The sequence below is a fragment of the Bradyrhizobium rifense genome (assembly GCF_008123425.1).
GTDB lineage: Bacteria > Pseudomonadota > Alphaproteobacteria > Rhizobiales > Xanthobacteraceae > Bradyrhizobium > Bradyrhizobium rifense.
Genome location: NZ_VSSS01000024.1, coordinates 335742 through 342752, shown reverse-complemented (window position 1 = coordinate 342752; position 7011 = coordinate 335742). Strand labels below are relative to the sequence as shown.

Sequence of the window (7011 nt, the reverse complement as noted above, 5' to 3'; positions counted from 1 at the left end):
CAGGGACACCGCCACCTGGCAATTGGCCTGCTTGCCGAGCTGACCGCAATATTGGTGGTGAACGCCGACCGAATGCTTACCTTGTTTGGGGAATGACGTGTCGTCGATGATCCACGCCTCGATCGGCTCGTTCTTCTCGATCGCGGGCAGCACCATCTGGCGAATCTTGGCCAGCACGTCCGCGTCCGACCAACTCGCGTTACCAACAAAATGCAGCAGTGATTGGTGCTGGGCTGCCGTCCGCGCCGGCGCCGTTCGTGCCGCCATCGGCTCAACGCTCTTGCGTTCACCCGGCAGCATCAAACCGGTGCAATAGTCACGCAGCGGCCTCATCCGCACGGCCTGACCGATCACACTTCCAAGCCCAGCTACATACGCCGTAAACCGTGCCTCGCTGTCTTCAACCTGGTTGAGATCCATCTGGCCCTCCGTGTGCCAAATATTGAATCTCTTCAAATATTTGATTCTCCGCCCTCGCGGGCGCGGCCGAATGACTCAGTAAGATTATTCGAAGCGGGCCTCGCAATGGGGCGCCACGCCGAGAAGACTGTCCTCGTTCAGGTCGGTAAGATCAAGCCGTTCTCAGACGTCGCCGGCCGACACATCGTGAAGTTGTCGGAATCGACGGAGAGTCGAAATGACCTCGCAAATCGGCTCGAGAAGATCGGCTGCAAGGTGGACAAGGTCGGGCGCGACTGGCTAAAGGCCGGCTACTTCGTGCCGACCGAGCCGAAGCCGGCCAAGAAGACGAAGCGGTAGAAGAGCAGCCATGGCGAAGTGCAACGAGCACTACCGTTACTGCATCGTCGAGAGCTATTACCCCGAAAGCACCGCGGGCCTGCACGGACCGGTGCACATTCGCCCCGTTCCCGGCGAAGACTTCCCGGCGCATCTTCGCGTTGAGTGCAGCAAGGATCTGATGAACCCAAAGATTTATCCGGTCGGGACACGCTTCCGCCTTCGCGTAAAGCTGACCGATCGCGAAGGGGGCGGGGAGTTTCTCTATTCCTACTTCGGCTGGCCGGTGGAGGTCGTCGAATGACGACGCCGGTTATTGAGATGTCAGTGCACTTAACTGCTGCCGCGAATATGTTCCGCGCGTGATGATGAGGCGGGCCGAGTGGCTCACCGCTCCGGCTGGGAGGAAGCTTGGCGGTGCTTTAGAGCCGCCCCTGCAAGCTCAAGTCGTGCAGCTGTTCGTGCAGGGTCACTTGCTCTTCGCCTTGGGTTGCTTTTTTGGGACCGGGCCCGCCGCGGCTTCCCGCGCCAGCCGCTCTGCCTTCAGCCGTTCTCGATTCTGAGCGAAGGCCTCCTCGGCGAGCGCGTGCTCGGACATGGCCTTCACCGCATCGACCTGGCGGAAGGCCTTGCGTGCCTCACGCTCCGCTTTGCTGATTGGCTTCGGCGGTTGGTGCTCACCAAATGTCTTTGTCATCGTTTCTCGATCCAAACGCTTCGCGAAAGTCGGGTCAATTCTTGCCTGTCGGCCCGGCATCTCGCGCCAGGCGCTCCGCCCTGAGACGCTTGTGGTTCTCCTGGAACTCCGGATCGGCGTGGCTGTCCGCTATCGTTTGCCGCGCTCCGATTGGGTTTTGCGCCTTTCGGTCCGCTTGATCCGCGAGCTGTTGCTCGGCGAAGCGCTTCTGTTTGGTCATTGTTCGATCCCTGCAGCAGCGATTTGTCCGGAACTATTCAAATGAGTCCCGGGAACAATAGACGCTTGTCGCGCAGGCGGCGACCTCAAAAGTGCAGGGCGTCCCCCCAACGGTCCCAGCGCACCGGCGAAGCTGCCACACAAACGCTTGGTTACATTGCGTCACAGCATGCTCTACGCTAGAGCAAGCGTAGATGACCTTGGAGGTAAGCACATGTCGTATGCCTATAAGCTGAATGAAGACGTTCGCCACCAGCCCCAAGGTCCACAGGGACGCGCAGCAACTGATCCGGCAATGGTTTACACCGTCGTTCAATGTATGCCCATCGAGGCAGATGGACGTCTTCGATACCGTATCAAGAGCAAGTCGGGGAATGTCGAGCGAGTCGTCACGGAAGATCAGCTGTCGTACTTTCAGTGAATTGGCGCGCTTGTTGGCAGGAGGAGTTTCGTCGTGCTGAATGATCGAGAAAATATCCTGACGGCGCTTCGCGAGAAGCCGCTCAAAGTCTACGAGGTCATGAAACGCGCCAATGTCGCGAACGAGGAAGCTTGCCAGTCCCTCCTGTTGAAAATGCGAGACGAAGGCTCGGTGAAGTTCGATATCCATAAAGGGCGATGGCTCATCAAATGAGCCGTGAATTGCGGCGACGGCCCGGCATGCGTTCCTTCTCAGCAGGCCTTCCTTTTCAGAATGCCTTCCTCGTAGCTTAAGTCCCTTGCTTGGCCCAGCTGCCAAGCCACCAGAGGCGCGGTCAGCTGCTCGCCCGTCGGGGCAAAACCGCCCTGTTTCGCCACCACGTCAATCCCTGCTTGTAAAAATATTCCGCTTTACCGAAATTCGGAAATGGCGTATGTGTCGCTCATCCCGGCTCATCCTTGAGGGGCGATCTCGTGTCGTCTTGATTGCGAGCCGGGCTTGCGGTGGACGCGGGCAGCGTTGGGCGTGAGGGTAGCGGGCAGGGCGGGTAGTCCCTGTGAGCCCGAAACCGCGCGTCGACGAGCGGCGCCGTCAGGTTCGTCTCGCCAGCAATTTTTCGGCAACGTCGACAAGGCCGGGGAATATTGCGGCGAACCAGCGAGCCGTGCGTACGGCAAAACCGTGTGGTCCTGACCGTCGTTGCTACGGTCAAGCTTTTGCGGAGGTGTGGAGCGCCCAACCGGGTCAACCACATCGTCAATCCGCGAAGTGAGGGAGGCCAGAAGGAACTCGGCTCCCGGGAGAGCACGGCATAAGCCGTCAACCCATCGCGCAGGGAAGGCCGTGTGTTTGGCTTCACCTGTATGCTGCTGTGCGGTCTTTTTGCGCTACATTTTCGCGCAGCAGACCGCGGGTGCGAGGTCAGCACCCGGCCTTCCCTGCGCCCTCTTGGACAAGAGGGCGGAGAGATCGAGCAAAGCTCGGGCGAAATGAGCCGCGAGAGCGCGAAGGCGTGTCATCGGCGATGCCGCCTCATACTCCGGAGCGAGAGTCGCGACTACCCAGCCGCCATCTCTGAGCCCAACAGCGCGTTGCGCGCGAGCCCCCCATAACATCCCCACAGACCCATCCCACGCCGACACCGCACGCCCGCGTCGAAACGCGCCGCCGACTCCGCTTGCAATGTTTAGTAATTGGTGGTTCACTAAACAAATCGAGCCTGCCGGGCCTCTAGAATCCGGGTGGCGCGAGGAAACGCTAGTTTAGTTACTCAGCTCGTCACGGACTGTGTCGCTCTGCTCGAAGCATTCGGGCGGACAGGAAAGCCGCGCCATGTCGATGGCCGGCCCCACTCGGAGGGAACGCATCATGAAACGGACGATGAAGACGCTTGTTGTGGCATGCGGGGCTGTCGCCGCCGCATTCGGCGTCGGAGCGGGGACCACGCCCGCACAGGCGCAAGGCAAGACCATCACGCTGTGCTGGGCCGCATGGGATCCCGCCAACGCGCTGGTCGAACTCTCGAAGGACTTCACCGCCAAGTCGGGCATCGGCATGAAGTTCGAATTCGTGCCGTGGACCAACTACGCAGATCGATTCCTGAACGAACTCAATTCGCACGGCTCGCTGTGCGATCTCATCATCGGCGATTCCCAATGGATCGGCGGCGCCGCGGAGAACGGCCAGTACGTCAAGCTCAACGATTTCTTCAAGAAGGAAGGAATCAGCATGGACGACTACATGCCGGCCACCGTGGTCGGCTATTCCGAGTGGCCGAAGAACTCGCCGAACTATTGGGCGCTGCCGGCGATGGGCGATGCGGTGGGCTGGACCTATCGCAAGGACTGGTTCGCACGGCCGGACGTGCAGAAGGACTTCAAGGCCAAATACGGCCGCGACATCGGCGTGCCGAAGACGCTCGATGAGCTCAAAGACATCGCGCAATTCTTCCAGGGCCGCGACATCGACGGCAAGAAGGTCTATGGCGCCTCGATCTACACCGAGCGTGGCTCGGAAGGCATCACCATGGGCGTCTCGAACTACCTCTACGATTACGGCTTCAAATATGACGATCCGAAGAAGCCCTATGCGATGGACGGGTTCGTGAACTCAGCCGGTGCCGTGAAGGGGCTCGAAGCCTACAAGGAGCTCTACAAGTGCTGCACGCCGCCCGGTGCCTCCAACTCCTACATGTCGGAAGGGCTCGATGCCTTCAAGTCCGGCCAGGTCGCGCTGCAGATGAACTTCTTCGCCTTCTTCCCGGGCCTCTACAAGGACCCGAATGTCGGCGGCGACAAGATCGGCTTCTTCGTCAATCCGGCCGGTCCTGCCGGGCAGGCGACGCAGCTCGGCGGCCAGGGCATCTCGGTCGTCTCCTACTCCAAGAACCAGCCCGAGGCGCTGCAATACATCAAGTGGTTCTCCGGCGGCGACGTCCAGAAGAAGTGGTGGGCGCTCGGCGGCTATTCCTGCGCCAAATCCGTGCTGAACGACCCGAGCTTCCCGGACAGCGCGCCGTTCGCCAAGGAGTTCCTGCAGTCGATGGGCATGGTCGTCGACTTCTGGGCCGAGCCTTCCTACGCCCAGCTGCTGCAGGCCGAGCAGAAGCGCGTGCATGATTATGTGGTGGCCGACAAGGGCACTGCACAGGAAGCGCTCGACGGTCTGGTGAAGGACTGGAAGGCGATCTTCAAGGAAGAAGGCAAGAAGTTCTGAAGTAGCTTGCCCGGAGCGCGTGCGCTCGCGCTCCGGGCTTTCCTTCGCGATGACCGGAACTGTCGCATCGTCGACGCCCGGTACCAGGATCGGTCGACGCAATGAATGAATTGAGTGCCTCTTCGCGGATCACCTATCGGGCCGTCATGGTCCGGCCAGGCATGGCGCGTCGTATCCGGGGCCTGTCGGACAAGACGCTCGCCTGGCTCTTCATCACGCCGACGATCGTGCTGCTGCTGGCGATCAACATCTTCCCGCTGCTGTGGACGATCTATCTCTCGTTCACGAACTACCGCGCCAATCGCGCCAACGTGCCGACGATCTGGCTGGGGGCCGACTGGTACCAGTCGATCCTGACCGATCCGGACATCTGGGCGGCAATGCAGGTCACCGCGCATTTCGTGATCTGGACCGTGGTGATCGAGACCGTCCTCGGATTTGGCCTTGCCTACCTCATCGACAAGAAGTTCCGCGGCCACGGGATGTGGACCACGATCATCCTGCTGCCGATGATGCTGTCGCCCGCCGTCGTCGGCAATTTCTGGACGTTCCTCTACCAGCCGCAGATCGGCTTGTTCAATTACGTGGTCGCCTTCTTCACCGGCCGCGCGGCCTCGTCATTCCAGATGCTGGGCGATGTCACGCTAAGCCCCTGGGCCATCGTCATCGTCGATGCCTGGATGTGGACGCCTTATGTTATGCTGATTTGTCTGGCAGGCCTGCGCTCGATCCCGGACTACATCTATGAGGCGGCTGAGGTCGACCGCGCGTCGAAATGGCGGCAGTTCTGGTCGATCACGCTGCCGATGGCGCTGCCGTTCATCATGCTGGCGGTGCTGTTCCGCGGCATCGAGAATTTCAAGATGTTCGACATGGTCAATCTGCTCACCGGCGGCGGGCCGGGATCGACCACGGAAGTTGCCTCGATCACGCTCAAGCGTGCGGCGTTCGAGAGCTGGCGCACCGGCTATTCCTCGGCCTTCGCGATCATCCTGTTCGTGACGGTGTTCGGCCTCGCCAACATTTATGTGAAGGCGCTGAACAAGGTGAAAAGCCGATGACCTCAGCCACCACAGCCCATTCCGTCGTCGAGCCGTCGATTACGACGCGGCGCTTTGCCGGCTCGCTCGTCGTGCTCTATGCCGTCATCACCATGATCCCGCTGGTCTGGATCATGCTGACCGCGTTCAAGTCGCCCGACGACGCGATCTCCTATCCGCCCAAGGTGATGTTCAAGCCGTCGCTCGAAGGCTTCTGCAACCTGTTCACGACCCGCTCGCGCCAGACCCCGGAGTTCATCCGTTCGCTCGGACCGCCGCAGGGGCTTTGCGACAGCATCGCGCGCAGCCGCAACATGGTGGTCGCCGGTCCCTCGAACTACGTGCCGCGCTTCATCAATTCGCTGATCATCGCGTTCGGTTCGACCGTGCTCGCCGTCGCGCTCGGCACCTTGTCGGCCTATGGCTTCTCGCGCTTCCGCGTGCCCCTGAAGGACGATCTGCTGTTCTTCATCCTGTCGACCAGGATGATGCCGCCGATCGCGGTCGCGATCCCGATCTATCTGATGTACCGCACCATCGGTTTGTCGGATACGCGGCTCGGAATGATCCTGCTCTACACCTCGGTCAACGTCTCGCTCGCGGTCTGGCTGCTCAAGGGTTTCATCGACGAAATCCCGCGCGAGTACGAGGAGGCGGCAATGATCGACGGATACACGCGCTTCCAGGCCTTCGTGAAGGTGGTGCTGCCGCAGGCCACCACGGGAATCGCGGCAACCGCGATCTTCTGCCTGATCTTCGCCTGGAACGAATACGCCTTCGCGGTGCTTCTCACCTCGGGCAACGCGCAGACGGCGCCGCCTTTCATTCCGATCATCATCGGCGAGGGCGGACAGGACTGGCCCGCGGTGGCCGCCGGCACGACGCTGTTCCTGGTGCCGATCGTGGTGTTCACGGTGCTTCTGCGCAAGCATCTGCTGCGCGGCATCACCTTTGGAGCCGTCCGCAAATGAGTATCGATGCCACCCCATCCATTGCGCGTCGCGGTCTTGCGGATCGTGTCCTGCGCCGTGGTCCGCTGGAGGCCGCGGCGACCACGATCATCGCGGCCGGTGTCGTCATGCTGATGCAGCCACTCTCCCTGACGCTGTATTCCTGGTCGTTTGCGACGACCCTGTTCGGCACGGTGATGTTCACCATCGTGTCGAAGGTTCGGGAGTAGG

The 7011-nt window shown here is 61.0% G+C and carries 10 protein-coding genes; 7 read left to right on the top strand and 3 right to left on the bottom strand.

What is annotated here, in order from left to right; translation table 11 throughout:
* Positions 1 to 420, bottom strand: a 420-nt coding sequence (locus FXB40_RS15400) for a transposase (RefSeq protein ID WP_148773022.1), incomplete at its 3' end; no start/stop codon positions are given.
* A 105-nt stretch (positions 421 to 525) separates the two neighbouring features.
* Here FXB40_RS15400 and FXB40_RS15395 point away from each other — a divergent pair.
* Together FXB40_RS15395 and FXB40_RS15390 are read left to right on the top strand one after the other, a co-directional pair.
* The gene (locus FXB40_RS15395) at positions 526 to 759 is read left to right on the top strand and encodes a hypothetical protein (RefSeq protein WP_187436897.1); all 234 of its coding nucleotides are present in this window, start codon (positions 526 to 528) and stop codon (positions 757 to 759) included.
* A gap of 10 nt (positions 760 to 769) precedes the next feature.
* Positions 770 to 1042, top strand: a complete 273-nt coding sequence (locus FXB40_RS15390) for a hypothetical protein (RefSeq protein ID WP_148773021.1) — start codon at positions 770 to 772, stop codon at positions 1040 to 1042.
* 165 nt (positions 1043 to 1207) lie between these two features.
* Here the strand turns inward: FXB40_RS15390 and FXB40_RS15385 are convergent, their stop codons facing one another.
* Both FXB40_RS15385 and FXB40_RS15380 read right to left on the bottom strand, forming a co-directional pair.
* A complete protein-coding gene (locus FXB40_RS15385; protein ID WP_148773020.1) occupies positions 1208 to 1435 on the bottom strand; it encodes a hypothetical protein in 228 nt (75 codons plus the stop codon).
* Between the two features lie 34 nt (positions 1436 to 1469).
* On the bottom strand, positions 1470 to 1655 hold the full coding sequence (locus tag FXB40_RS15380) for a hypothetical protein (protein WP_148773019.1): 186 nt from the start codon (positions 1653 to 1655) through the stop codon (positions 1470 to 1472).
* Positions 1656 to 2108: 453 nt separating this feature from the next.
* Between FXB40_RS15380 and FXB40_RS15370 the strand changes: the two genes are divergently transcribed.
* The 5 genes from FXB40_RS15370 (at position 2109) to FXB40_RS15345 (ending at position 7010) form a co-directional block, all read left to right on the top strand.
* On the top strand, positions 2109 to 2288 hold the full coding sequence (locus FXB40_RS15370) for a hypothetical protein (protein ID WP_148773017.1): 180 nt from the start codon (positions 2109 to 2111) through the stop codon (positions 2286 to 2288).
* A 1167-nt stretch (positions 2289 to 3455) separates the two neighbouring features.
* A complete protein-coding gene (locus FXB40_RS15360; protein ID WP_430647363.1) occupies positions 3456 to 4790 on the top strand; it encodes an ABC transporter substrate-binding protein in 1335 nt (444 codons plus the stop codon).
* A gap of 101 nt (positions 4791 to 4891) precedes the next feature.
* Positions 4892 to 5851 (top strand): carbohydrate ABC transporter permease, encoded by a 960-nt coding sequence (locus tag FXB40_RS15355; protein WP_148773015.1) that lies wholly within the window; start codon positions 4892 to 4894, stop codon positions 5849 to 5851.
* On the top strand, positions 5848 to 6801 hold the full coding sequence (locus FXB40_RS15350) for a carbohydrate ABC transporter permease (protein WP_148773014.1): 954 nt from the start codon (positions 5848 to 5850) through the stop codon (positions 6799 to 6801). Before FXB40_RS15355 ends, FXB40_RS15350 begins: the two co-directional genes overlap by 4 nt.
* On the top strand, positions 6798 to 7010 hold the full coding sequence (locus tag FXB40_RS15345; protein WP_148773013.1) for a hypothetical protein: 213 nt from the start codon (positions 6798 to 6800) through the stop codon (positions 7008 to 7010). The genes FXB40_RS15350 and FXB40_RS15345 overlap by 4 nt, the downstream gene beginning before the upstream one ends.
* Position 7011 lies beyond the last annotated feature (1 nt).